14 protein-coding genes and 5 pseudogenes are annotated in these 23,946 nt (G+C 57.4%); 15 read left to right on the forward strand and 4 right to left on the reverse strand.

Annotation, left to right across the window (positions count from 1 at the left end; translation table 11 throughout):
- The first annotated feature begins 43 nt into the window (after positions 1-43).
- The 3 genes and pseudogenes from DPM33_RS36035 (at position 44) to DPM33_RS00150 (ending at position 2,108) form a co-directional block, all read left to right on the forward strand.
- Positions 44-202 (forward strand): hypothetical protein, encoded by a 159-nt coding sequence (locus tag DPM33_RS36035; RefSeq protein WP_167448892.1) that lies wholly within the window; start codon positions 44-46, stop codon positions 200-202.
- Positions 195-1,091, forward strand: coding sequence for an MBL fold metallo-hydrolase (locus DPM33_RS00145; RefSeq protein WP_112094903.1), 897 nt, complete (start codon positions 195-197; stop codon positions 1,089-1,091). Before DPM33_RS36035 ends, DPM33_RS00145 begins: the two co-directional genes overlap by 8 nt.
- A 96-nt stretch (positions 1,092-1,187) precedes the next feature.
- Positions 1,188-2,108 (forward strand): annotated as a pseudogene (locus tag DPM33_RS00150) (IS110 family RNA-guided transposase).
- A gap of 335 nt (positions 2,109-2,443) precedes the next feature.
- On the opposite strand, the pseudogene DPM33_RS00155 reads toward DPM33_RS00150, so the two are convergent.
- Positions 2,444-2,896, reverse strand: a pseudogene (locus DPM33_RS00155) (Tn3 family transposase); the annotation flags it as partial.
- Between DPM33_RS00155 and DPM33_RS00160 the strand changes: the two are divergent.
- Positions 2,781-3,118 (forward strand): annotated as a pseudogene (locus DPM33_RS00160) (DUF1403 family protein). The pseudogenes DPM33_RS00155 and DPM33_RS00160 sit on opposite strands and share 116 nt — an antisense overlap.
- Positions 3,119-3,120: 2 nt before the next feature.
- The gene (gene scpB / locus DPM33_RS00165) at positions 3,121-3,840 is read left to right on the forward strand and encodes an SMC-Scp complex subunit ScpB (RefSeq protein ID WP_112094904.1); all 720 of its coding nucleotides are present in this window, start codon (positions 3,121-3,123) and stop codon (positions 3,838-3,840) included.
- Positions 3,841-3,883: 43 nt separating this feature from the next.
- On the opposite strand, the gene DPM33_RS00170 is transcribed toward scpB, so the two are convergent.
- Complete coding sequence (locus tag DPM33_RS00170; protein ID WP_245441933.1) at positions 3,884-4,096, reverse strand: hypothetical protein; 213 nt, start codon at positions 4,094-4,096, stop codon at positions 3,884-3,886.
- An 858-nt stretch (positions 4,097-4,954) separates the two neighbouring features.
- On the opposite strand from DPM33_RS00170, the gene DPM33_RS36740 reads away from it, so the two are divergent.
- From DPM33_RS36740 to DPM33_RS00180, 3 genes are all read left to right on the forward strand, one after another.
- Positions 4,955-5,647, forward strand: coding sequence for an AMP-binding enzyme (locus DPM33_RS36740; protein WP_281004749.1), 693 nt, complete (start codon positions 4,955-4,957; stop codon positions 5,645-5,647).
- A gap of 63 nt (positions 5,648-5,710) precedes the next feature.
- Positions 5,711-6,652: a thioesterase domain-containing protein gene (locus DPM33_RS36745; protein WP_245441988.1), complete on the forward strand. Its 942-nt coding sequence runs from the start codon at positions 5,711-5,713 to the stop codon at positions 6,650-6,652.
- A 70-nt stretch (positions 6,653-6,722) separates the two neighbouring features.
- Positions 6,723-7,433 (forward strand): 4'-phosphopantetheinyl transferase family protein, encoded by a 711-nt coding sequence (locus DPM33_RS00180; RefSeq protein WP_112094905.1) that lies wholly within the window; start codon positions 6,723-6,725, stop codon positions 7,431-7,433.
- A 22-nt stretch (positions 7,434-7,455) separates the two neighbouring features.
- Here the strand turns inward: DPM33_RS00180 and DPM33_RS36750 are convergent.
- A pseudogene (locus DPM33_RS36750) lies at positions 7,456-8,129 on the reverse strand (Tn3 family transposase); the annotation flags it as partial.
- 425 nt (positions 8,130-8,554) lie between these two features.
- On the opposite strand from DPM33_RS36750, the gene DPM33_RS00190 reads away from it, so the two are divergent.
- A complete protein-coding gene (locus tag DPM33_RS00190; RefSeq protein ID WP_112094906.1) occupies positions 8,555-15,835 on the forward strand; it encodes a type I polyketide synthase in 7,281 nt (2,426 codons plus the stop codon).
- 339 nt (positions 15,836-16,174) lie between these two features.
- Here the strand turns inward: DPM33_RS00190 and DPM33_RS00195 are convergent, their stop codons facing one another.
- On the reverse strand, positions 16,175-16,627 hold the full coding sequence (locus DPM33_RS00195; RefSeq protein ID WP_112094907.1) for an RICIN domain-containing protein: 453 nt from the start codon (positions 16,625-16,627) through the stop codon (positions 16,175-16,177).
- 481 nt (positions 16,628-17,108) lie between these two features.
- Between DPM33_RS00195 and DPM33_RS00200 the strand changes: the two genes are divergently transcribed.
- The 6 genes and pseudogenes from DPM33_RS00200 to DPM33_RS00220 all read left to right on the forward strand — a co-directional run bounded on the left by DPM33_RS00200 (position 17,109) and on the right by DPM33_RS00220 (position 23,941).
- Positions 17,109-17,618, forward strand: a complete 510-nt coding sequence (locus tag DPM33_RS00200; protein ID WP_245441934.1) for a phasin family protein — start codon at positions 17,109-17,111, stop codon at positions 17,616-17,618.
- A 338-nt stretch (positions 17,619-17,956) separates the two neighbouring features.
- Positions 17,957-18,124: a hypothetical protein gene (locus tag DPM33_RS36040; RefSeq protein ID WP_167448893.1), complete on the forward strand. Its 168-nt coding sequence runs from the start codon at positions 17,957-17,959 to the stop codon at positions 18,122-18,124.
- A 6-nt stretch (positions 18,125-18,130) separates the two neighbouring features.
- Positions 18,131-19,360, forward strand: coding sequence for an HlyD family secretion protein (locus tag DPM33_RS00205; RefSeq protein WP_112094908.1), 1,230 nt, complete (start codon positions 18,131-18,133; stop codon positions 19,358-19,360).
- Complete coding sequence (locus DPM33_RS00210; protein WP_112094909.1) at positions 19,342-21,366, forward strand: glycosyltransferase family 2 protein; 2,025 nt, start codon at positions 19,342-19,344, stop codon at positions 21,364-21,366. The genes DPM33_RS00205 and DPM33_RS00210 overlap by 19 nt, the downstream gene beginning before the upstream one ends.
- 96 nt (positions 21,367-21,462) lie before the next feature.
- Positions 21,463-21,737 (forward strand): annotated as a pseudogene (locus DPM33_RS00215) (IS630 family transposase); the annotation flags it as partial.
- Positions 21,738-22,465: 728 nt separating this feature from the next.
- Positions 22,466-23,941 carry a coproporphyrinogen-III oxidase family protein gene (locus DPM33_RS00220; protein WP_167448894.1) on the forward strand — a complete coding sequence of 492 codons (1,476 nt, stop codon included), beginning with the start codon at positions 22,466-22,468 and terminating at the stop codon, positions 23,939-23,941.
- The last annotated feature ends 5 nt before the right edge of the window (positions 23,942-23,946 follow it).

Genomic DNA, 23,946 nt, shown 5'->3' on the forward strand with positions numbered 1-23,946 from the left:
GTCGCACAGTACCACGAACACTGAAGGGCGTCGGACGAGACCTTTGCTCAGTGACGTGGCCCTCGCCGCGGCGATGCTGCTGATCATCCTGTTTCGTCCCCAGGGCATCACCGGCGGCCACGAGTTGGAACTCCCCCGAGACAAGAAGCCGATATCAGGCCTTGAAGCATCGACCAAAAACACAGGAATCTCCCATGTCTGAGCAACAGCCCAATCGGCCGACGCCGGTTGTCGACCCTGCCGCCCTTCGCGAAATCGCCGATGGGGTCTGGGTGATCCCCGACCATCGGGTGCCGCTGGTGCCCAATATCGGCATCGTGGTCGGCAGTCACTCGGCTTTGGTGGTCGATACCGGCATGGGCCGAAGAAACGGACAGTTGGTGCTCGAGACGGCGCGCCGCCTTGCCGGCACACGCGAGCTTGTCCTTACGCTCACTCATTTCCATCCAGAGCACGGCTACGGCGCCGAGCCGTTCAAGGGCGAGGCAGAGATCCTCTACAACAGCGAACAGGCCCGCGAGCTTGCCGACAAGGGCGAGGCCTATCTCGGCATGTTCAGGGGGATGGGACCCTCGATTGCCGAGGCTCTTGACGGAACGATGCTGGTCGAGGCGGATACGCACTATGACGACACCAGCCATGAAATCGATCTCGGCGGGCGCAGGGCTATCCTGAGGACATGGGGCAAGGCCCATACGCGCGGAGACCAGATCGTCTTCCTTCCTGATGACGGCATCCTGTTCACCGGCGACCTCGCCGAGGAAAAGACCTTTCCGATCTTTCCGTGGTTTCCACCTGAGGATACCGACATCGACGCGGACAATTGGATCGCCGCGCTAGACGACTGCTTGATTCTGCGGCCGGACATCGTCGTTCCTGGCCATGGCGAGATCGGCGGCCCCGAAATAGTCTCCGGCGTGCGTGACTACATCGCGAACCTGGGCGAACGTGTGCTTGCAGCTCGCAGAAGTGGCAAGGCCTCTGACGAGATCATTGCCGAGCTCGGGCCGAAGATAGGCGGTGAGCATCCCGACTGGCATTTCCCGGAATGGATCGATTTTGCAATCCGCTACCACGCGTCGTTGATTTAGGGTCGTAACAAGATGGGGTGGTTGCCGCCCATCTCAGACGGCATCGAATGTGCCAAATAGTGGGTAGGCCCACCAGCAGAGAGGACGGCAACCGCGATGAAAGATACGATGATCGGCGTGGATCTGGCAAAATCAGTTTTCCAGATTCACGGAGCGTCGATGACGGGACAAACGCATTTTCGCAGGAAATTGTCGCGTCAGCAGTTCCGGAACTTCATGAGCGAGAGCCGCCGGCGACAGTGGTTATGGAAGCCTATGGGAGCGCCCATTATTGGGCACGGGAGATGGTAAGTCTTGGCCATGAGGTGATGCTGATCGCTCCACAGTATGTACGGCCTTTTGTGAAAAGACAGAAGAGCGGTGTTGTTCCGGGCAAGGGAACGCCTGGTTCGACAGCGCACTGAAATGGTGAATGCGCTCCGCGCGGTTCTCTACAAGTTTGGGCACATTGTCCCCCGAGGGCTGGTCCAACTGGCCCGCATGCAGGAAATTGCGGAAGCGCCGAACAGTGACCTTCCAAAGCTGGTGCGGGAGGAATGCCTCGATATGGTTGAGCAGATTGCTGATCTGACTCGCATGATAGATGCCCGGACGAAGAAGGCGAAGGAACTTGCGTCGGAAGCCGATATGGCGCGTCGTCTCCAGACCATGCCCGGCGTTGGTCCGCTGACCGCATTGGCGGTTGAGGCGTTCGCGCCTGCGATGGAAAGCTTCAAATGCGGGCGAGATTTCGCGGCTTGGCTGGGCCTCGTTCCGCGTCAGCATTCTTCAGGAGGAAAGGCCCGGCTTGGGCGCGTCTCCAAGGCCGGACAGATCGATATTCGCCGGTTGCTGATCATTGGTGCGATGACGCGGTTGACCTGGCTCGGCCGCAAAGCGATCCGTCCCGACAGCTGGTTGGCCCGAATGGCGGAAAGGAAACCGAAGATGCTGGTGGCCATTGCGCTCGCCAACAAGATGGTGCGCGGGATATGGGCCATGCTGATGAAGGGCGAAGATTACAGGCTGCCGGCATGAAGAACTGCTGCCTGACAGAATGCAGGTTTTGGCGGCCGACAGATACCCCGTGAATGGGTGTAAGAAGGCGACGACCCGAATGGGCAAATGATCGAACAGATCGGGATTAGGCAACCCAGTACAGCTCTTGGAGCCCAGAGCTCGGGAACAACATTTGGACCTGATCCGCAGATCACCATACCGGCCCGCGGCGCCAAACAGGCCGCATCTTTGAGGCCTGACAGAAGACCGCACTCGATCGCAGCACATGACGGCCGGAAAACTCTTGCACTCCGGGCGGCAACCACAGAAGAGCTGTGCAGGATCTTGCGCTAAGAGCGAACGGATCGTGGACTCTATGCTGCGCGACGTATTGGGGTCGGAAGTCGTGGCGATCGGAATCCTTCAGGCATTTGATGTTCCGCGTCCCAAGTGTAGATGCCGGTCACGTTAATGTGCTCCCAACTCAGCGGCGAGATGTGCTTCAGCAGATGATCCGGAATCTCGCGACGTGCACTGCGCAAATGGGCAACCGCCCGTCCTATGTAAACTGTATTCCAATGCACGATCGCGCTGACGACGAGGTTCAAGCCTGATGCGCGAAACGCCTGGCTTTCGAACGACCGATCGCGGATTTCGCCCCGCTCATGCAAGAAGACGGCACCCTTGAGCTTGTGTGCCGCCTCGCCTTTGTTGAGACCGGCTTGGCAGCGCCGGCGCAATGCCGGACTTGAGTACCATTCGATCGTGACGAGGGACCGCTCGATGCGACCGAGTTCCCGCAGCGCCCTGGCGAGTTGGCTCTCCTTGTCGCGCCGCGCCGAAAAGCTCCTGGCAATAGCGCCAAAACTGCGCGCCAAGGGTGCCGGCGACGTGATTTTTCTGCTGCTCAATGAAGATGCCGTCGCCGGATCGCTGACGACCAAAACCTGTCGCGCTTTGCGGCGCGGCGGCTGTTCGAACGCCTCCAGCAACTGGATGCCGTGCGCGAGCTGTCGGGCCGTCCCACCTTCCGGCTGTTTGGGCTGTAGCGATAAGCCAGGCCTCCGTCCGCCGCAAGCCTGACGATCAGCCGGCGCTGCTCGACACCGAGCTCGAGCACCTGCCGCCAGAACTGCGCTGGCGCGAGTGGATGGGCTGCGTCGAAGCGGTGACCTTCGGGGCGAGCGAACCGGTGCCGCGCGAGGTGCTGGCGCGGGTGGTGGAAAGAAACTGCAATCTCGACCTGATCATCGACGACATCCGCGCCGAGCTCGCCGGTCGCCCCTACGAGCTGGCGTCAGTCGCTGGCGGCTGGCAGCATCGCACCAAGAAGGTCTTTGGCGATGCAATCAACGCCGCCTTCGGCACGCCGGCGGGGCAGGGGGCAAAAGAACTGTCGCAGTCGGAGGCGCTTGTGCTGATGTGCATTGCCTATTTCCAGCCGATCACGCGTGGTGAGCTGTCTTCCTTCTTCGGCAAGGAGGTTTCGCGCGACCTGATCGGCGTGCTGCGCGCGCAGGACCTGATCGCCTCAGGACCGCGAAGCCCGCAACCGGGCGCGCCTTACACCTATGTGACGACGAAAAATTTCCTGTCGCAGTTCGGGCTCGACACGCTGCGCCAGTTGCCGGATTTCGAGGCGCTTGAGGACGCCGGGCTATTGTCGAAGGAGAAGCTGCTGGCAGGCGATATTCCGGCCGGGCTGGCGAGCGGGGAAGGCGACAGCGAAGAAGAGCGAGTGGCCGATGTGGTCGACGACCAACTGTCTTGAGCGGGGCGTCGCCCCTTCCTAAACTCACAAATAGCCAGTCAACTCAGGGCCGCGATGACTGATTTTTCGGCAGCCGGTGATCCGGATCATGCAAAATGACTTGGTCGCGTTCGACAAGGTTCGCTGGAAAGATCACCAGGTTGGTGCCGCCGGCGTGACGCAGAGACGGAAACAGGATGGCGCGAAACCGGCCGTGATGCTCAGCTCCGCGAGCTTCCACGATGGCGGAATCTTCTTGTCGGAATTCACGCGTCATTCGGATTGCTATCCGCGCTGTGCAATGTCCGCCATGTCATGGCTTCTCCTAAATTCGCTGTGATCAGTCCGGTTGCAGAGATTGCATCCGCAGTCGGGCAGGTTTGTAATCTTTGTCGACAGAGTGTTCGGCCGCGGGCGAGCCGGCACACCTTTCCGGTTGTGACCAAATGCCCGATCCCGCATGCGGGATCATGTCAATAGCCGGTACAATGAGGACGCCGCGCCATTGCATAGGTGGCTCGGAACATCCGTCGAGGATGTCGGCAGCACGCGCTTCGACCATGTCGGATTTGTTTGATCCTCGACAAAATATTTCGCCCTTCTCTTGCTTCGCCCTCACATAAAATAGCTGAAGAGCAGTGAGAAAATTATGTTTTCGACCCAAGTCAGGAAACTGGCATGGGTTTTGCGATTTGTGGCTGCTTGAGAGCTGCCGGCGAAGACGCAACGTTGGCCGACCCGACGAGCTGCCAGACTGGGAGAAACTCATGGAGCGTTACAATAAAAAGTCGATTCTACGCACCGTAAGTAGCTTGCTGCTGCCTTGCATTTGCCTGCGGATGAGCTCCGCCAGGCGAGTGCCGAACTCTCGGATTACCTGCGGAGTGAATCGATCACCCACGCGACATTGCCTCCGGCCTTACTGGAGGCAAGACGGAGTGCAGGCTATTTGGCGTCGCACTCTCATTCTTGCCGGAGAGCTGCCGAAGGCCGAACTCATCCGACGTTTACCTGCAGCATCTGTTATCAATGCCTATGGACCGAGGGAAACGACAGTCTGTGCAACGACCTGGAGTTGCCCGGCTGACTTTGATGGGCGATTGTCCCGATCGGCCGTCCGATTGCGAACACGCGGGTGTACCTGGTGGACGGGCATGGCGCGCCTGTGCCGTTCGGGGCGGTGGGCGAGCTTTACATTGGCGGCGCAGGCGTTGCGCGTGGCTACCTGAACCGGCCGGAGCTGACAGCGGAGCGGTTCATCACCAGCCCGTTTGTGGACGGCGACCGGCTGTATAAGACTGGCGACCTCGCGCGTTATCTGCCGGACGGCAATCTGGAGTTTTTGGGCCGCAACGACGAGCAGGTGAAGATCCGCGGCTTCCGGATCGAGCCGGGCGAGACCGCGGCGCGGCTTTGCGAGCACGCCTGGGTGCGCGAGGCGGTGGTGGTGGCGCAACAGGATGGCGCCGGCGAGAAGCGGCTGGTGGCCTATGTGGTGTGCGCGCCGCAAGCGGGAGATGAGGCGGGAACCGAGGGCGAAGCGGGAGCCCGGGGCGAAGATCCAAGCGCGCTTGCCGAGGCCTTGCGCGTGCATCTTGGAGCGCGGATGCCCGACTACATGGTGCCGTCGGCCTTCGTGCGGCTGGCGGCGCTGCCGCTGACGGCCAACGGCAAGCTCGACCGCAAGGGGCTGCCTGTTCCCGACGAGGATGCCTATGCGCGAGCCGCCTATGCGGCACCGCAAGGCGAGGTCGAGACGGCACTGGCCGGCATCTGGGTCGAGCTTCTGGGGCTGGAGCGGGTCGGCCGCCACGACCACTTCTTTTAGCTCGGCGGCCATTCGCTCTTGGCGGTGCGGCTGCTTTGTCGGGCCTCGAACCTGGAACTGAAGTTGAGCGCCAGCGATCTCTTCCGGACACCCATTCTGATGGACCTTGCATCGAAGCTCAATTTGGAACCACATCTAGGCAATCTGGGAGTGATTCCCATCCGCGCGGCTGGATCGCAACCGTCGCTCTTCTTTCTTCCGACAGGGTTGGGGGACTGTTCCTACGCCGTCAAATTGATCAGCGAAATGGACATAGACTGTCCCGTCTATGCTGTGCCATGGCCGGATTTCAACGAACTTTGTCCCCCGACTCTTGAAGAGATGGCCTCACAGGCAGGCGGGGTGTTCATGGATATCCAGCCATCTGGGCCGTATCGCCTCGCACGATACTCGTCAGGCGGGATATTGGCCTACGCAATTGCGCAACACCTATTGAGGTTAGGCGAGACTGTTTCGTGCGTGGCGCTCATCGATGTTGCTGTACCTGTAAATGGCTCGACCATGTCACCCAAAATCGTGAACCACCTGGTTTTGGAACGCCTCGAATCGTTGGAAGACGAGCGCTTCGGAGAGCTTGAACGATTCGCTGAAAAAAGCTCCATTTCCCAGTTGCTTGAAAAGGCGCAGCAAATTGGAGCGCTCCCGTCAAATAGAGATCTGCGAGACGATGCGGTGATGTATAGAAAAGTCGCTCGGTTTCACGCGGCGCTGCAGGGGTACGAACATCAATCACTGCCAGTCGCAATACATCAGTTCTATGCCACCGAAATTTGCCGACCTCGCGGGGCACGAGCCAAAAGCTCAATAGGTCCAGAGGTAACTTCGCCTTTCCGGGGCTGGGACCGAGTTTTGAGTTCGGCGTCTATTCATACCGTGCCGGTTCCAGGCGACCACTTGACCATCATGAGCATTCCAGAAAACTGCAAATGTCTCGCGCTCTCATTGTCAATAGCTCTCAGTAATTCGGAAAAAAATGGCAAACGTGATACTGGGTGGGAGCTGTAAAGCTGTAGGATGCGATTGTTGGCTCCCGGTCTCGTTTGGGTGATTTTGCTCGAAGATGGAGGGAAAATAGTTGGAGATCATAACGTTTGCTCAACGGAAAATCCTCATGGGTTTTCGTACGATAGAACCCGCCGACGAGGATACTTTGGCCCCTTCCGAAGTTGCTGCGTCGGGACGCGCTGTTGCCAAAGTCCGTCGCCGAAGCGGTACTGCAAGGATCATAGCCCGAACTCTCCTCAGCGAATTAGGGTTCCCACCGATGCCAATCTTGAAAACGCGACTTGGCGTCCCGATCTGGCCAGACGGCGTAGTTGGATCTCTGGCTCATCACGATACGGTGGCCGCCGCCGCAATCGCACAGAGGAAAAACATTGAGGCCCTCGGCATCGACATTGAACCCGATGAGCCTCTTCCGGACGGTTTGATTGAATTGATTGCAACCCCCAAGGAGCAAAGCATGTACGACTTGCCCCTGCTGCGGCGGCGGGACCTCTTCGTTTTGAAGGAGGCAGTTTATAAAGCGTACTTCCCAATGCATCACCGAATGCTGGAATTTCAGGACGTTGAAATTGATATTGGCAGTCGGTCAGGCTACGTGCCCAAGGCACATTGTGCTTTTTCGGTAGATCTTCTTTCTTCTTCCACGAGCGTGATAGGTTTGGCGTACAAAGTGCCGCTACATGGGGCCGGGACAAGATTTGCTTTCCCAGACGGGCCAAGGTCGAACCAAGCACGAACATCTGTTTGCCCCCTGGCGCATCCGCAGTTCGGACGTGGGTGAATTGGTTGGCGAACCCAGTCTATTCGTGGACTTGTCGCAGCAGATCGGGCACCTCGATCAGCGGAAACATTTCACCTATCTCGGTATTCCAAATCTTCAGCCTCGCCGATGATCGGCGTGACGATCAGGGTCCCGCTTTCACGACGAACACCTTCGAGCTTTCCGGTTCGTGCCCGATAGGCAAGGCGTTTGAGGGTGAAGTCCAGCATTTGCCGAGCTTCAGTCAACCAGATCGCTCCATCAGCTTGCACGCCAAGGCCAAGTCGGTCGCCTTCCTTCATCGCAGTGGAAGGTTGGTCGAGGCATGAGGTGCTCATCGATGGGGCGGAACGAGCGACTCCCATCGACCCAGACATCGGCAAACGTAGCTGTCTCGCAATGCCGGCGAGTGCTGCAAGTCATAAAGACGGCGATCGGGCCTTTCCTGTCCGAAGATGAGTTTCCGATCGGCTTGGCTGAGGTGCAGGATCGGGGCGCGCTCCGGGAGTGTCCGGCGCTTCGTTGTCTTCTACCATAGCGGCAAGCTCGGGCTTCATCCGAAACAGTCGAGGCCAGCCAACTTCGCGATCGAGTGTCGCGATCGCATCATGGCCATTGTCATTAGCCACCTGGAGGGCAGGATTTCGAGGAACATCCGCAGAATCATTGAGGTCCCTGCCGAGCGTCCATGTGCCGCTGTTTCTTGCGATTGTTGGCACCGGTAGAATTATTGAAGAAAGTTTATCGTTTGCGAATTGTATTTAACTTACATTAACTAAAGTTTTACATATAATTAATTCCCACAAGCGCCAGTCACGGTTATCACCGTTCGGGTAATCTTATGCCGAATTGGCGACTATCCAATCCCGGAGCGTCGGGGGCTTAATCTAACAGGAGGGACTGTGGGAGCTGGTTCGTGTCGCGCGCACGAATGGCTTCGATATTAAAGCTATCGCAAGAGCTATACGGAGGTAACATACTTTGGAAATGGGATCCGATGTCTGCAGAAAGCGTGCCTCCTCGTGGCGTACTTGATTTTCAAGTCTCCGAAAAACAATATGTGCCGAAATCGATAGCTGTTCTACGCAAATAATGATCATTTACAAAAGACTATTTCATAAATCGCCAGTGGAGTAGGTAAAATGCCAAAATTACCTGGTGGAAAGAAGGAACTGCTTAGTACCATAAAGAGTGCAATTGACCCATCGTATCGGATAATTTGCTTCCCGCATGGGGGTGGTAGCGTCCAGTCTTTCCGTACCTGGTCAGACTATCTCCCCGACGATGTTGATCTTATTTGCCTCGATCTTCCCGGTCGCGGCAAACGGTCAGCGGAGGCCAACATTCGCAGCATGGACGTACTGGTGCCCATGGTCACTGAGGCGCTCAGCCGGTACGGCGATCTGCCTTTTGTTTTCTTCGGTCATAGCGTCGGTGCGCTCGTGGCTTACGAGATCGCCCGCTCCCTGGAGAAGGCCGGTCGGCCATCTCCCTTCCATGTTGTCGTGTCTGCTCACCCATCAGCGGATGTGCCGGTGGAAGGGCCGCCCATGTATAGATACGCGGATGACAAGTTAGCCGATGTGGTCCGGCTCCTTGGCATGGTCCCCGAGGAAGCGCTGACAAATGATGAACTCCTGCATGACTTCATTTTGCCGCCGCTGCGGGCTGACTTCGAACTTGCGGACACTTACGACCGGAATTTGCCGACACCTCTCGCCGCGGCAATCACCGCAATGGGGGGAGTTCAGGACGAAATGTTCAATGCCAATGACCTGGATCAATGGCGTAGGCTCACGACGTCGCGCTTCGCCCGGATTATGTTTGATGGAGATCATTTTTACACCCATTCCATGACGGCGGAAGTGGTGTCTACCCTCCTGAGTGAAGTTGGGGAAGTAAAGGCACAGCTCCCGGCGTCCATTCGATTTGGCGAGGTCCTGCCCTATCCCGAACTACCTCTGCATGATCAATTCCGTAAACAGGCGGCCCTCAATCCGGACGCCCCTGCCGTCGTCTCCGAGAGTCGGAGCTTGACGTTTAGTGAGCTCGACCAGCTGAGCGAGATTCTTTCCAGACACCTCTTCGGGCATGGTCAGAGCCGTGGTTCGCGCGTCGGTATCCTCTTGGATACCTCACTTGAATACGCCGTCGCCTTGTTCGGCATTCTTAAGACAGGGGCGGCCTACGTCGTGCTTGACAAAGCTCAGCCCGTTGCGGCGCTAAAGCGGATGCTTGAGAAGGCATGCGTTGAAATCGTTGTCACCAACAACCGTTTCGCAGCGAACCTTCCGCCTGACTGGTCGGGTCTTGCGCTGTCGCTCGACGAGGGTTGGGAAACGCAACTCGGCAAGGCCAGTCTGGCCAACTCGCAAGCGGTGGACCTCGATGCGCCGGCCCAGATTGTATTTTCATCTGGCACGACTGGTGAACCGAAAGGGGTCGTTTGCCCCCACCGAAGCGCTGTGCGCTCTTACCAGTGGCGCTATCACGCACTGCCATACAGGCCTAGTGAGCGCGAAGCGGTTAATCTCTTCTTGGTCCGGGAGATAATGCGGCCGATCCTTGCGGGTATGCCGGCCTATTTGATCCCGGACGACGTTATCTACGATCCACACCGGCTGGTTGAGTACTTGGAACGAAATCGCATTTCCAGAACATCATTTAGCCCCTCGCTGCTGGATGTGCTTCTCGGTAGCGAAGGCCTCGACGTCCGCTGCCGCCTGCCGGATCTCCGAGTGATTTACGTCTCAGGCGAGGTGTTAACAGCAGCGTTGCTGGCGCGGGTGAGGGATGCGCTGCCGCAAGTCAAGATTATCAATCACTACGGCGCAACGGAGGTCCATGATGTCTCACATATTGACTTGAGCGAGATCGATCCTGCGACAACACAAAAGGTCGTCCCGGTCGGTCCACCTCAGCACAATGTCAGTATCTATGTCCTGGGGAAACAAGGCGACCCCGTACCGCTGGGGTTCCTGGGCGAGGTTTTCGTCGGCGGCGATATATCGAGTCATGGCTATCTCGACAGCCCAAATATGACACGGGAAAGATTCCTTCCCGACCCGTTCCGCGCTGATGGCACAATGTTCCGCACTGGCGATCTTGGCCGCATGCTGCCGGGCGGCCAGTTGGAGATTCTCGGGCGTTGCGCATTCATGGTGAAAATCCGAGGTTATGGCGTTGTCCCCGGGTCTGTAGAAGCTGCTTTGCTTCGAGATTCCGTCGTCCGCTCCGCCGCCGTTGTGCCAGAGCTCGATGCGGCGACCGGTCAGCCTGATCGACTGATCGCCTATGTGGTCTTGCGGAACAGGTGCAAAGGCTGGGAGGCCGCTTTGCGGACGCACTTGAAGTCTGAGCTGCCGCACTACGCGATTCCGTCAGACTTTATCGCCGTGAGGGAATTGCCCATTGCAGCCAACGGGAAGCCTGATCAGTCGCGCCTCCGCAACCTCGCAAAAGAGACGTGCCCTCCAGTGACAGATGCCGACGAGGTCGAATCGGCACTTCGAGCAGCTTGGCGCGACCTTCTTCAGGCAGATGCTGCCGATCCGGATCACAACTTTTTCGACTGCGGCGGACACTCCCTTCTGGCTGCCCGTCTCTGCACGCGGCTTCGTGAGAGTCTGAAGATGGAACTCCGTGTCGTAGAGGTCTTCCTCAATCCTACTTTTAAAGAACTCGCGGCTCTACTCCGCAAGCGCGGCGGCGAGCAGGGCCGTCATCAAAACGGGAAACTCCCCAAAACACCGCCAGTCTCGGCGGGCAGGGCGCATAGTAGGGCGTTCGAAGGGCGACGAGGCCCCGGCATAGACATTGCGGTGATTGGTATGGCCGCGCGTTTCCCCGGCGCGGAAACAGTCGATGCGCTATGGGAAAACCTCTGTCAAGGGATCTGCTCGATCATCCCGCTGAACGAGCAGGAGCTCAAGGCCCGGGGCATTCCAGAGGCTGTCCTGAAGCGCTCCGATTATGTGCGCGTGGGCGCCCATCTCAACGACGTGGACCTTTTCGATCCCGATTTCTGGAACCTCTCGCGGCGTGAGGCTACGTTAATGGACCCGCAGCATCGCCTGTTCCTCGAATGTTGCTGGAAGGCCCTTGAGTCTGCCGGCTATGCGCCAACTCAGCATGAGGGTCGGACCGGGGTCTTCGCCGGTTCGGCCCTCCCTCTCTATCTCCTAAACCATTTGAAGGGGGGCGGCCTTATTGATCCCACCAACGCGCCGCTCGCTTTCCTGACGAAGCTCGGCAACGATAAGGACTATCTTGCCACGCGCGTGTCCTACATGCTGAACCTCAGCGGCCCAAGCATCGCGGTGCAAACCGCATGCTCAACTGGGCTGGTGGCAATCGCGGTCGCCACTCAGTCGCTCGCGGCGGGCTATTGTGACATGGCGCTGGCGGGCGGGGCGGGCATCACATTTCCTCAAGCGGGGTATCAGTATGTAGAAGGTTTTATCAATTCCTCGGACGGCGTATGCCACGCCTTTGATGCCGATGGCAGCGGCATGGTGCTCGGAGATGGGGTAGGGGTCGTCGTTCTCAAGCGCCTCGAAGAGGCTCTTGCGGCGGCCGATCCTATCCACGCAGTAGTAAAAGGATGTGCCATCAACAACGATGGTGGCGCCAAATCCTCCTACTCAGCACCTAGCGCGCGGGGTCAGGCCGCTGTTGTGCGCCAGGCACTTGCCTCCGCGGCACTCGACCCCCAAGACGTGGAATATATCGAGACCCACGGGACCGGCACGAAGATTGGTGATCCAATCGAAGTGCGCGCGCTGGCAGAGGTTTTCGCGGGGCAAGAGGACACGGGCAAAACCTGTGCGCTCGGGTCAATCAAACCAAATATCGGCCATGCCGGCGCTGCCGCTGGGGTGGCGAGCTTTATCAAGACAGTTCTCGCCCTTCAGCACGGGGTAATCCCCCCGACAATCAACATTAAACGGCTGAACGAGGACCTCGGTTTGGAGAACACGCCCTTCTTCGTCAATGAGCAACTTAGACCCTGGTCCCGTCCGCAGGGACGCCCGCGAACTGCCGGCGTCACTGGCCTCGGTATCGGGGGAACCAACTGCCATGTCGTGCTGCAGGAATGGACTGGCGAGAACGCTAGGGATTGGCCCGGTTCGGTCGAGCGGGGGTCCCACGCCCTTTGCCTTACTGCGAAGACGCCATCGGCGTTAAGCCGCGCCTGCCGGGATATGGCCGCGTTTCTGCGGCGCAACAGGGATATCAATCTCGGTGATGTCGCTCACACGCTACGGGTGGCGCGATGCCAGTTCGATCATCGGACGGTCGTTGTGGTGCGCAACTTGGACATGGCTATCATGAGGCTAGAGGAAGAAGCGGATCGCGCGGCTGATCGAATCCTTCCCTCGCCGTCGATTGCGTTCATGCTGCCGGGCGGTGGAGTGCAGCACGCGGGGATGTTCAAGGACCTGTTTGATCACGTGTCGGAGTTTCGCCAAGCGTTCCTGACTTGTGCCACGACTAGTCGCTCCATCTTGGGTCGTGATCTGGAGTCCCTCGTGTTTGGGGAAAACGACGGCCACGCGGCCGCATCCTTCGAAGAAATCAACGTGATGATCTTCTCCGTGCAGTACGCTATGGCACGTTTGCTGGAAACGTTTGGCGTGCATCCCGATTACCTTGTCGGACACAGCATGAGCGAATACGTCGTGGCCACCCTAGCTGGCATTCTGAAACTGGACGACGCACTGGCCCTGATGGTCGCTCGTGGTCGCGCGATGGCGAATCTTAGTGTCGACGGTGCTATGCTTGCGGTCAAATGCAGCCCGGAGGAGTCTGAGCGCATTCTCGAGGAGCACGCCTGGCGTGGCCGAGCTGAAGCCGGCGAGATCGGTGTCGGTGTCGTGAATTCCAAAACTAGTGTCGTGTTCACCGGAAAAAGGGAACTGATTGAAAGGCTTCAGGAGGGGCTCACAAAAGCAGAGATCCCCAACCAGATCCTCAATACAGCCGGCGTCCCCAGCCATTCTCCGCTGATGAAACCGGCGGCTGATACTATCGACGCACATGTCCGCACGCTCGAGAAGCGACCACCGGACTTGGCCATCGCTCTGAATTCAGGAGGATATCTTCACCCGGCGAAAGTCCCTCTACCCGAGACCTACTGGAGCAGGCAAGCAAGCGGAATGATCCGATTCGATCAGTCTCTCGCGGCCATCGTTGAGGCTGGCGCAACTGCGCTCATTGACCTTGGCCCCTCGTGCAACCTGACGCGTTTCGCACATGAAGCAATCGATTCAGCGGATAGTAAAACCAAGTTGCCAGCGATCGTCTCAGCCGCACGCGGGAAGGATGATCTGGAGTTCACCGACCGTCATGTTCTTCTGGAATGTCTTGGGGACCTCTGGTCCTTGGGTGTTGCGGTGGATTGGGAACAAGCCAGTGATCAATTGGAACCGTCCGGTTCTCACCGGCGGATATCTCTTCCAACATACTCGTTTGATCGTCAGCGTTGCTGGCCGGACGGTCAGCCGACTGGCTTGACGGTTCTGCCGCAGACCGAGGAGCGAGAGCGGCGCAGCGGAGAGGCGTTCATCTATGCGCAGAGTTGGACAGAGAAGAGACTTCCCCGCGCGGTTCCCGGTAACGGAAGCACAAAGTCGCTTCGTTGGCTGGTGTTGGCCGATCGGCCGTTTGGTGAGGCAGAGCATGCGGCAGACATCCTGGCGAAGAGCATTACGGGACAGTTGGAGCATGCGGGTCATGAAGTTGTTCGGGTTTGCCGACGAGCCAAACCCTCGAACCCACCCATGAAAGTCAAAGGGTCTATCATCATGATCGACCCCACCCGAGAGGGCCTGAAGGCGCTCGTCGACGCCGAGATCGCCTCGGACCGTCCCGTTGATCGGATTCTCTGCCTCTGGCACCTGAGTGGCTGCGCCGACGCATCCGGGGACCCAGGAACGGTGCAGACCGATCTTTTGCGGAGCTACGACGCGATACTCGATTTGGCGCGAGTTCTGTCGTCACTGAAATTCCAGACTCCGGTCGACGTCTGGATTGTTGGTGACCGGATGGTTCAGGTCGGTGAGGAACCTATCGATCCCGAAAAGGCGTGCGTCTTCGGTCCCGCCACCGTGCTGCCACAGGAGAACCCGATCTTCGATTGTCGCGTTGTGGACCTGAACATTGATGACCCTGGCGTGACCGATCATCTCTTTGCTGAAATCGGGAGGGACGTGCCAAATCCCGATGGGGTGGTCGCCCTCCGCGGGAACCGGCGGTGGGTCCCGCACTTTCCCGAGGTAGCCCTCGCCGCACGAGTTCCCGGTGAGGAGATCCTCCGACCCGAAGGAGTCTATCTGATCACGGGAGCTCTCGGGCGAATCGGTCTTTCCTTGACCGAACACCTCGTAAAGCTTGGGGCTACGGTTGTCGCGGTAACCCGTCGTGCAGTACCCGCCTCTTTGACTTCAGGGCGTGTGGATTTCAATGAGGATGGCTGGATGCGCAGATTGGCCGCCCTCGATGGTGAGAAGGGCCGGGTCATCCTTCGCCAGGCGGACGTATCCGATTTCGACAGCTTATCGAGTGTGCTCGACGTTAGTCTTCGGGAGTGCGGCCGCATCGACGGTATCTTCCACGCCGCCGCGTTGTCTGATCTAAAGTTCCTTTCTGAGATGGACGACACGACCTCTGCCAATGAGTTCGCGTCCAAAGTGATAGGGACGCGCAATCTCTATAATGCACTGAAACGAATTCACTCTACCTATACCCGAGTACCGGAATTCGTTTTCCTTTTCTCCTCGCTTGCTTCAATTCTCGGCGGACCGGCAACGGCCTCTTATGCGGCGGCGAACAGGTTCATGGACGCCTTTGCAAGCCAAGTGTCAGGCAAATTCGGCATCCGGTGGATCAATTCCAACTGGGATGACTGGGACTACGACTACGGGCGGCAGGTGACTGCCGCATACCAAACATCTCAGGCAAAAGCATTGGCACTCACTCCCGACGAAGGGATCGACATTATTGAGCGCATACTCGCAACCGTCGATAATGGTCAGGCCATCGTAGCGACGCGCCCCTTGCCTGCGCGCATAAGGCAATGGGTCGACCAGATCCGAACAACCACGCCCGACGACCTGCCGGCTGAAAAGAAAATATCTTCGTGCGAAGAAGGCACAAAAGGCAAGGACAACATGCCGGGAGAAGACGATTCGAGGAACCTCTTCCTTGAAGAAGTCAAGTCTCTTTTAAGCGCAGAAGAAATAGGTTTGGACGACAACTTCTTCGACTTCGGTGGAGACAGCCTTCTCGCAACGGCACTTCAATTTCGTTTGATGAAAAGCGATCGCTGGCGGTCGCCGCGACTGGATGAGATATTCAAGGCGCAGACGTTTGGCGACCTCTATGATCGAATTTCCAGAAATGACGGTCACCAGTCGCAATGACACTGGCGCACCATACCCTGCCTCGCTATCCCCCTCATCTGGGGCGACGATGCGGGCGGTTACTCTTGGAAGACGATAACGGTGATGCGGACATTTGGTGGAGGGGCCACGCCCGAGTCAAATCCTCGTCACGCTTTTTAGGACCGCGAAGATCGAAGAAGAGACGATCGAACGCGTCATGTGAATCGGCGTGCAAAATTGCCCCCCTAAGCCGGGGTATCGGCGTCCAATTGGACGCCGATCCGGGGTCAGTTTTGGAAGCCGTTTGACAGCTTACGACGGTTCTGGCCCGGTTTCGCGGCCGGAACCGTCGACTATTTGCGCGCCCTCGCATCGGCTCTATGCGGCTTCGTAGCTCCGCCTAACGATCTCAAACGGATCTTTCGCTATCCACTGCTGCGCGATGGACCCGTTGAAGCCAAAGGCCCAAACGGGATTTCCGGGATCTATGCCCCGAAGCTTGTCGTCTACAACCAAAGACTTGTCGGCAAGCGAAGTGATATATCCTGGGCGTACAGTGAAGCTCCACTGCTGAGATTTCGTAGGAGCGCCCTTGTATTCAGAGAGAACAAGCGGCACCTCTGGGGCAATCTTTCCTCCCTTAAAGTCAAGTGCCAAGATGTTCCCGCTCGCATCCAGCAAAATAACGTTCTTGCTGAGGTCGACGCTCCAAATGAGCGTGGCGGCTGATCCGAAGAGAGGGTAGATCCCCACGGGAGCACCCGCAATTTGATCATTTACGCCCAGGCCGCGACTGGTATCCGCTCGCCATTGTATAAACTTCTGAGCCATAATGCATACTCCGTTCTATACCACAGATGAGACTTAGCAAGCTCATGGTGCGCTTGTCGACGACAAAGTCAAATTAAGTCATTGAAATAAATCTGAAACATATATCGTCTGGTAAAGTCAGCCGATCTTTGGAAAACGGTTGTGAGTTAAAAAAGTCATCACCACGAATGGGCGCATTCTTGATAGCAAGTCATGGTCATTATGTGTGGATGCGATAGAGAATATGGGTTGTTTTTTTGACCGACAAAGAAAAAAATCTTAAAACGCAGACTGTGAAAAACAGCGTAATATAATATTCACAAATAATATCATTTGTATCACAATATACCGTGCTACAGTTCAGACGTCCTTTTTGACTCGGCAGGACGCGCGTTATCACCGTCCGCGTTATCACCGTCCTAGTGAGCAGCGGTAGCGACGATAACGGCTAGCGAACGAAAACCCGGTGTGGCTTGCCCTGCGCAAAAGGAGCCCTCGTGCAATGCAAAAAGAGCATGCGCACATTAGAGAAATCGTCAACCAGAAGGACAACGAAATGGCCAAGACCGAAGATCGAAACGTCGGGACTATCCACTTCCCGGCATTAGACCCTGCCAAAGCCGTCGATCAGATGCGTGTAGTGGCCGAACAGGCAAGCAAGCTGTCGACAGGAGCTCTTGTCAATTTCGCGTCGAGTGCTGAAGACGCCCAGAAAACGCTCGATTCCATCTTCGAAAACGCAAAAGCGGTCGGTGTCGAACTGTCGTTGAAGACGATCGCTGGATTGCGGGCCAATGCCGAGGCGGACCTCTCGCATCTACATGCGTTGGTTGACGCCAAGTTGCCGTCCCAAGTTATCGCGCTGCAGTCGGGCTTCTGGCGCAAGCGAGTCGAAATGTATGTGCAGCAGGCCAAGGAACTCCAGGCGCTCAGCTCTAAAGGAGTGGTCGACGTCACCAAGCCGATCACGGACGCTTTGGAGAAGGCGCTGACCGACGCCAAGGCAGCATGATTTGCCGGAAACTAGATGGAAGGCTCCCTTGGCATCGACCGAGGCCTGTATCCGGAGCCTGGCGAAATGCAAATCGAAAATAGAAGCGCCACTAAGAGGAGAAAGACCATGTATCAGGTGCCGGTTGCGAAACCCGCCGCGCGACCTCGAATACAATTATGCCGACGCGCGCTGCAGAGCACGGCGCTGCAAAGATACGCCAATCGGCTGACGCGTCTGTATCTTCAAGGAGCCAAGTTCCCTGAAATGGCGATCGAATCCGTGCCCCGGAATAGCGTCCCCCAACTAACTGTTCGCCGCGACGGGGCTAGCTGCCCTAAACGCCGGACGCGGTCGCCATGCCTCTGGACTCGGCGGCGTTACGGCTGATCGAACAGTCGGCAGACGACGTCATTGCTTTGCAGACGCAGGCGCGGACCACCTACGCCTGCCAAGGGGAACAGCCAACCCAAGGCCGGCCGACGCCGGAAATGATGATCGGCACCTCCCTGGTCATTGCTTCGTAAGCGCCCATGTTCTGGAACAAACGCTTTGTCCGAGTTGCAGTAGGAGTCCTGCTGCTGGTTGCCGCAGTTCTTGCTCTCTTGCCTGGACTCACGGGCTACACCAGCCTCGACGGCACCATCAATGCGCGTTTCGTCGAGATCTCGGCCCCGATCGAGGGCACCGTGCTGCAGACGCCCCCGAAAACCGGCATGCATCTGCCGGAAAATGCAGTACTGCTGACGATCCGGAACGAGCGAGTGAATCGCGCCGTCGAGACATCGCTGGCCGCGGAACTTGAGACCACGCGGAACAGAGTGCGGGCGCTCGAAAATCAGCGCAGCGAGTTGGAGGCGCTGCGTGCCAGATTGGGCCGACGCTTCGATGTCTATAGCAAGGCGATGATCAACAGCATCGAACAGCAGATTGCAATTTCACGTCAACGCATCACGATGCTGGCGGCCCGGCGATCGGCGAGTGCGGCGGATCTCCAGCGCAATTCGACGCTGATAGCGAGGGGCGTCGTTTCGCAGAGCAGTGTCGACGAGGCGCAAGCGACAGAGATCGCGGCCTCGGCACAGGTCGAAGTCGAAAACCTGACCCTGAAACGGCTGGAGCGGCAGCTGGAGGCGATGCGGCAAGGCATTTTTCTCGAGGACGGGCAAAACGACGTTCCTTACTCGCACCAGCGGCAGGACGAGTTGGCGATCCAGATGGCCGATCTCGATGCGCGTGCCGCAGAAAGCCGCACCCGTCAGGGCGAGATTTCCAAGCAGCTAGCAGAGGAGGCGCGACGGGTCGACAGCCTTGAACGCGCGGTCATGACAATGCCCTTCAACGGCGTAATCTGGCGTAACAACGTCGTTGCGGGAGCCAACGTCGTCGCCGGAAACGAACTGCTACGCGTGCTCGATTGCCGCGACCTCTTCGTGGATATTCTGGTTCCCGAGGTCGATTTCGACCAGATCTATCCGCGCCGAGCCGCGGAAGTCCGCATCCTCGGGACTGACAATGTCATTGACGGTGAGGTCACTTCGGTTCGTGGCAATTCGGCGGTGGTAGAGGAGCCGACACTCGCGGCGATGCCTCCAAGCGGCAGAGGGCGCAACGCCCGGGTCAGGGTGGCGCTCGCAAACTCGTCTATCAACACGGACTACAGCAATTTCTGCCATGTCGGGCGGTCGGTCCAGGTCCGCTTCCACACGCGCAGCTTCACGATGGCCCAGTGGCTGACGAGGCTATGGTTCAGTATCTGGTAGCGCTGGCGCCGACCTTTTTGGTCGGGGCATTCTTCCTCATCTTCGTCCAAGGCTGGTCGCGGTACCAGACCTGGACGCGCACCGTCACCTGCGCAATCGTTTTCGCGGTCGCTGTGCGGTATCTGTGGTGGCGTCTCACCGATACCGTGCTGCCCTATCCCGATGATGGCCTCGATTTCTATTGGGTGTGGTTTCTCTATGGCATCGAACTGCTCGCATTCTTCGACATAACGCTCTTCCTCATCATCATGAGCCGGTATGTCGACCGCAGCGCCCAAGCGGATGCGCTCGCAATCGAATTCTTCCGCCGGCCTCGACAAGAGCTTCCGACGGTCGACGTCTTCATCCCGACCTACAACGAACCGCTGGACGTGCTCGAGCGAACCATCATTGGTGCGCTCGGCCTCTACTATCCCCAAGAGAGGCTGAAAGTATACGTCCTGGACGACCTGCGCCGGGATTGGCTTCGGCGGTTCTGCGAAGAAAAGGGCGCAATCCACGTTACCCGACCGGATAATGCCCACGCCAAGGCCGGCAACATGAACAACGGCCTTACGGTGAGCGACGGCGAGTTCGTTGCAGTATTCGACGCGGATTTCGTGGCACACCGGAACTTTCTTCGACGCACACTGCCTTTCTTCACCGATCCCAGCATCGGCATCGTGCAGACGCCGCAGCATTTCTTTAACAGGGATCCCGTCCAGATCAATCTGGGATTGGAGCGATCCTGGCCCGACGAACAGCGCCTTTTTTTCGACGAGATGGCGGCCAGCAGGGATGCCTGGGACATAAGCTTCTGTTGTGGTTCGTGCTCGATCACGCGCCGCGCGGCACTGGAGGCAATCGGCGGCTTCCCGACGGAGTCAATCACCGAGGATCTGCTGACGACCCTGACGATGCTGAACAAGGGATACAAGACGCGTTACCTCAACGAGCGGCTCTCCATCGGGCTTGCCGCGGAAAACCTGAAGGGCTATTTCGTGCAGCGGCAACGCTGGTGCCAGGGCGGCATCCAGACGCTTTTCGTGCACAACGGACCCCTTCGCGGTCCCGGCCTCAGCCTGTTCCAGCACATCATGTTCCTGCCTGTGAGCTGGCTCGTGCAGTATTTCGTGCGCCTGGCGATCCTTACCGTCCCTGCCGTGTATTTCTGGACAGGGTATCCTCCGCTCTTCTTCACGGAAGTAGCCGATCTGGTCAACCATCAGCTGCCTGTTCTCGTCGCCTATTTCCTGCTGATGCACTGGATCACGCCGACGCGCTATCTGCCGGTGGTTTCGAGCGCTGTTGGCGCCTTCTCCACCTTCCGGATGCTGCCGACGGTGATTTCGAGCCTAATCCGGCCATTTGGGCGGCCTTTTCGGGTGACGCCCAAGGGAAGCTCGAACGTCGACAACAGATTCGACGGCTATACCTTTGCTTGCCTGGCAATATTAATTGCGGCCACAGCGCTGGGACTTGTGATCAATATCATTCCGGAATGGGCGCGCATTCCCCGGGGGGAATTCTCACCAGTCGCAATCTATTGGGCACTGGTGAACCTTGTGGTGCTCGTGATTGCGTCGCTGATCTGTTTCGAGAAGACGAATCCCGCCTCCGAGAGCCTCCGTGCTGACGAGCTAGCGCGGTTCGGCGGCATCGCCGGGCGAGCTGTCAGCCTCACGCTCGGGAAAGCCGTGGTCGAAATCCCCATCGAAACGGACGTCGAGACCGGCAAGGTCGTCGAAGTATCGCTGCACGGCGTCGAGCCCTTCGAAGCGGAACTCAGGGCCGTTACAATGCGCACACGGGGCCGCCGCCGGGATGCTGGCTCATTCAAATATGGCCATCTCCATTACGATTTGACCGGAGCGGCGCGCGACCAGATGATCATGAAGCTCTACACCGGCGACTACTCGCAGGATATCGAGGAGCTTCGACGGCGGACCGTGGCCGCCGGCCTGTTCTCGCGGACGTTCGGGCCGGACTATCAACGCGCATGGGGAGCAAAAGCGGTACGAAATTGATGGCATGAAAGGTTCTCGCTCCACCGGTGTTAGCTTGGCATCGAGTGAAGGCTCCCCGTCTAAACGAACTTAGTTCGGTCATGCGGCACGTCTCGAGCGCGCCGCCCACACTGGCATGCTCACTTCACGCCAACGTCGGCATCCTGGATCAATCAGGTCGAGCGGTGGTTCGCCGAGCTGACGCGAAAGCAGTTGCAGCGCGGCGTACACCGTTCCACCGCAGAACTGGAGGCCGACATCGACGCATTCATCGAAACCACAACGAAAACCCAACCCCATACAAGTGGGTCAAATCCGCCGACCAGATCCTCGCATCGGTCAAGCGTTTCTGTCAGAAGACAATGAACCAAACTTCCGATTCAGGTGACTAGGGTCGAATAGCATTAAACGGATGCGACAAATATTCTGTAAAAAAAAAGCTTCAGTCGAGCTTCATACGCAAGGGCGTCGAGATGAAGTTCAAACAGGTGAAGCAATTCCAAGCGCTTGCCGCAAAATCAGTAGCTGACATTTCCAAGCCGATCACGAACGTCGTCGATGGCCCAATGAACTGAAGGCCAGATGAAATGATGATGTGTGTGCCCCTTCGATCGAAGGCGTCTTGCGGGACTGGAGGGCGAAATGCTGTCACGGATTTCAGCGACGAACTCAAACCTGCAGTTGGCCCGCGTTAACTGTCCATCCGTGTCCGATCAAAGACGTGTATGTTCGAAAGCCGACGCTGAGGCGCAAGTATTCCGTCGGTGGTGGCCGCGCGGTGCACATAGCTTTCCCGTATTTTCGAGCAAAGACCGCAAAAAGGTCATTGGTGGCACGACGATTGCAACGAACACCAGCAAGCACCTGTGCGACCACGGCGGTCTCCCAGTTGTCCCCGCAGAACCCGAATGAAATTTCCTCGATTGTCCAAATCAATACCATAGACGCTGCACAGATGAGCGTGTTCCCTTCTAAACCACAGTCCGGATCCACTGGGAGCCACCGAATCCAAATCGCTAATTGAAATTGCGCTTACCTCAAGCAGAAGACGGCGACGTAGCCCGAACGCAACCTCTATCGCGCCTTGCCTTCCGACGAAAGCCAAAGGAGTCCTAAAGAAATGAACGTGCCGAGCTATTCCGAGGCCTTGGAGCTTGCGATCGACCGCTCGTATGACATCAACCTAGATATGTTGAGGTCACGAAATTTGCTCCTTGACACGTACAACGACTATCTCGTTGGCACGTATCCTCCTCTTAAGGCTATGGGCGACCTCAATGCCGAACAGCTGCTGGCCCGGGTTACGTCGTCGGTTGATCTCTATTTCCATATCCCCTTCTGCAACCAGTATTGCACCTTTTGCCACTTCGGAAAGGAAATAAACCCGCCCCCGTTCCGAGTGGACCGCTATCTAGCAGCTTTAAACCAAGAGATGATGTGGTCAGACGCGGCGCTCAAGGGAAAAGTTATTGAGACGGCCTTTTTTGGAGGTGGTACTCCGTCATTCTTGACCGCTCATCAACTAAAGACGCTCTTTGACATTATAAATAGGCGGTTTGATTTATCAAAGTCCGAAGTAAGTTTCGAATTGCACCCCTCTCTTGTGAAGAACGTAGATGCTGCGGATCGCATCTCGGCAGTCCTTCAAGGCGGCGCAAATCGTTTTGTCCTCGGTGTTCAAAGTCTAGATCCGAAAATCCTGCGCGTATTGAATCGCGGTCACGGCGTAGGGGAGGTGACGAAAACTGTAAAATTACTGGATGAGATGGGCGTGGGGAATCTATCCCTCGACCTTATGTACGGCCTACCGGAGCAAACGTTCCGAAGCTGGTACGACTCACTTATCGGCTTATTGGAGATGGGAATAGAGAAGTTCAACATATTCCCGCTGATGTTTAAATCGACCGACCCAATAGCCCGCCAACTGGCAAAAGGACGATATCAATTCGCTGGTTCCAAGGAGCGGATGATAATGCATTTCATGGCTGGGCACATCCTCACCGCGCTCGGCTATCGGCACGGGCCGATTTTCTATTGGACTAAGAAGTCACAGCCGCACTCCGTGCAGCAGTGCCGCAAATACGATTCATGGAACGACAATAATCTTGTCCCATTTGGGGTGAGCGGCTTTGGATACATGAGTCAGTGCCAGTTCTATAACGAAGCAAATTTGGATAGGTATCTATCTAGAGTTGAGGCGGGGGAAAAACCATTGTGGAAAGGGGCGGTGCTGTCGCAAGATGACCTTATGCGCAGGACGGTAATGTTCTCCTTGCGAAGCAGCGGAGTGTTGCTATCTCGATTCGAGCGTGAATTTGGCGTCCCAGTGGAAACGTACTTTAGCCGCGAGGTTAAAACGTTAAAAGAGGCGGGTCTCGTCAGAATTTCGAACGACGGCGTTCTTTCGTTAACTGCAGCCGGAATTATCAACTCAGGCGCTGTATCCCTACTATTTTTCTCGGACAATGTTCTAGAGCGGGTCGCGTACAACGATAGCCGGATAACAGACAAACGAACTGACCTGATCGAAAAACACGATTACTCGCCGGCGGGAAGATACGGGTCAAGTGAACAAATGCAAGCCGTCTTTCGGTGAAGTCT

It is taken from the genome of Mesorhizobium hawassense (assembly GCF_003289945.1).
GTDB classification, from domain to species: Bacteria; Pseudomonadota; Alphaproteobacteria; order Rhizobiales; family Rhizobiaceae; genus Mesorhizobium; species Mesorhizobium hawassense.